This is a genomic window from Mitsuaria sp. TWR114, assembly GCF_007997345.1.
In genome coordinates, this window is the sequence record NZ_VOSR01000153.1 from 1 (window position 1) to 2,557 (window position 2,557).

The 2,557-nt window shown below is 70.2% G+C and carries 3 protein-coding genes and 1 pseudogene; 1 reads left to right on the forward strand and 3 read right to left on the reverse strand.

The annotated features are described in order from the left end of the window. Together FUT87_RS07110 and FUT87_RS07115 are read right to left on the reverse strand one after the other, a co-directional pair. Positions 1–285, reverse strand: a 285-nt coding sequence (locus FUT87_RS07110; RefSeq protein WP_147240561.1) for a zf-HC2 domain-containing protein, incomplete at its 3' end; no start/stop codon positions are given. Next, a complete protein-coding gene (locus FUT87_RS07115) occupies positions 282–902 on the reverse strand; it encodes an RNA polymerase sigma factor (RefSeq protein ID WP_147240562.1) in 621 nt (206 codons plus the stop codon). The genes FUT87_RS07110 and FUT87_RS07115, both read right to left, overlap by 4 nt. Positions 903–1,035: 133 nt before the next feature. On the opposite strand from FUT87_RS07115, the gene FUT87_RS07120 reads away from it, so the two are divergent. Then, positions 1,036–1,716 carry a hypothetical protein gene (locus FUT87_RS07120; RefSeq protein WP_147240563.1) on the forward strand — a complete coding sequence of 227 codons (681 nt, stop codon included), beginning with the start codon at positions 1,036–1,038 and terminating at the stop codon, positions 1,714–1,716. 10 nt (positions 1,717–1,726) lie between these two features. Here FUT87_RS07120 and FUT87_RS07125 read toward each other — a convergent pair. Then, a pseudogene (locus tag FUT87_RS07125) lies at positions 1,727–2,557 on the reverse strand (FAD-dependent oxidoreductase); the annotation flags it as partial.

Consider the following 2,557-nt stretch of genomic DNA (forward strand, 5'->3'; position numbering starts at 1 on the left):
ATCCAGGCCGGCCTGGATCGCGTCGGCGTCGGCCGTGGCGCCAGCGCTGCCCACGCCCGCGGGATCCTGCATCGCCGCGTGGATGCGCTGCTGCAGCGCGAGTTCGTCCCGGCAATGCGCGCAGTGCGGCAGGTGGGCCTGCACCTGGCGGTGTTGCTCCGGCGTGGCAGTGCCCGCGACGACCCAGGCGATCATGTCCCAGACCTGGCGGTGCTCGTTCGGTGTCACGTGGACCGGATCGGTGGTGGCCTTGCCGGCGTCGGAGGGGGTGTCGTGGGAACTCATGGCTGTCCTTCGGTGCCGCTGGCGGGACGGGGGAGGCCGCCCAGCTCGGGCAGCACGTTGCGCAGCCGGACCCGCGCGTGGAACATGCGCGCCTTCACGGTGCCGGTGGCGCAATTCATGATGCGGGCGATGTCCTCGCAGGTCTCGCCCAGGTAATACGCCAGCTCCATCGTCACCCGCTGCTCGGTCGGCAGCGTCGCCAGGCCGCGCATCACCCAGTCGCGCTGCTCGCGGTCGGCGGCCTCGTTGAAGGCGGGTTCGGCCGAGGCCAGTTCCGCTTCATGGACGGCGGAGGCATTGATCTCCTCGGCCGTCACGCCGTCGCGCAGCGCCTTGAGCATGCAGCGGTAGGCGATGCCATGGATCCAGGTCGAGACGCGCGACTCGCCGCGGAAGTTGCCGGCGCTGCGCCACACGATCCAGAGCGCGTCGTTGACGACCTCGTCGGCCAGGTCGGGCCGTCCGCAGCAGCGCAGCACGAAGCGCGACAGGCGCGGCTGGCAATGCCGGTAGAGCTGCTCGAAGCCGGACCGGTCGCCGGCCGCGGCGGCCTGCAGCCAGGTGCGCAGACGCGACTCGAGGGCCGTGTCCGCCTCATTGGGAACAGATGGAAACATGGGGCGACGAATTCTGCAGAAGTGTCGTTCATGGGTGCCACAATCGCCGCCGATGGTTGTCGAGCCCCCTAAAAATGTCGTCACCGCCCTGCTTGTCAGAGGGAGAACCCGGGTCTGGGACCGGCCGCTGGCGGTGGGAATCGCCGCGCTGGCCGCCGTCGCCACGGTGCCCGGCGCCGCCGATGCACAGACTTGGGGCGGCACGCTGTCGGTGGTGTCGGAGCGGGTCTCGCGCGGGCTGAGCCTGAGCGGCGACCATCCCGGCGCGACCGCCGACTTCTTCTACCGCGACGACCGCAACTGGGCCTTGGGCCTGGGCCTGGGTACGCTCAATCCCGACGGCGGCGCGACCGCCGAGGCCATCGTGTCGGCGACGCGCTGGTGGCAGGTCGACGACCACCGGACGCTGACCCTGTCCGGCGCCTATTACGACTACACCGGCCCCGGCGCGGGCCGCCTGCGCTACAGCGAAATCTCCATCGGCAGCCTCTGGGACGGCGGCGCCTGGGGCCAGTGGGGCGGCACGGTGTCGCTGTCGCCGGACCTGGCCGCGTCGTCCTCGCGGGGATACGCCGTCGGCCATCCCGGCGCGACCATCGTCGAGCTGACCTGGCATCGGCGCCTGTGGGGCGCGCTCGCCGCCGACGTGGGCTGGGGCATCGTCAGCCCCTGGGGCGGCGAGGGCAGCTCCTACCGCTTCGCCAACGGCGGCTTGAGCTACACCGCCGGCGCCTGGCGCTTCACCGTGTCGCGGCTCTACAGCTCGGTGCCGCCACAGCAGCGCTGGGTTGCCGGCGTGGCCTGGTCCTTCTGACCGCGGCCACTCAGCCCGCCTGCTGCTCCAGGAAACGCTGCGCGTCCAGCGCCGCCATGCAGCCGGTGCCGGCGCTGGTGATGGCCTGGCGGTAGACGTGGTCCTGCACGTCGCCGGCGGCGAAGACGCCGGGCACGCTGGTCATCGTGGCGAAGCCCTCGGAGCCGCTGCGCGTCAGCACGTAGCCATCGCGCAGTTCGATCTGCCCCCGGAAGATCTCGGTGTTGGGCTTGTGGCCGATGGCGATGAAGCAGCCTTGCAGCTTGACGTCGGTGGTCGCGCCGTCCTGCGTGCTCCTGATGCGCACGCCGGTCACGCCGCTGGCGTCGCCCAGTACCTCGTCCAGCGTGTGGAACAGGTGCAGCTCGATCTTGCCGGCCTGGACCTTGTCCATCAGCTTGTCGACCAGGATGGGCTCGGCGCGGAACTTGTCGCGGCGGTGGATCAGGTGGACCTTGCTGGCGATGTTGGACAGGTACAGCGCCTCCTCGACCGCGGTGTTGCCGCCGCCGACCACGCAGACTTCCTGCTCGCGATAGAAGAAGCCGTCGCAGGTCGCGCAGGCGCTGACGCCGCGGCCCATGAAGGACTCCTCGGACGGCAGGCCCAGGTACTGCGCCGAGGCGCCAGTTGGCCAGGATCACCGTGTCGGCGGTGTAGACGGCGCTGTCGCCGGTCAGCGTGAACGGACGCTTGGAGAAGTCGACGCTGTTGATGTGGTCGAAGACGATCTCGGTCTGGAAGCGCTCGGCATGCTGCTGGAAGCGCTGCATCAGCTCGGGACCTTGCACGCCCATCACGTCGCGGGCCAGTTGTCGACCTCGGTGGTGGTCATCAACTG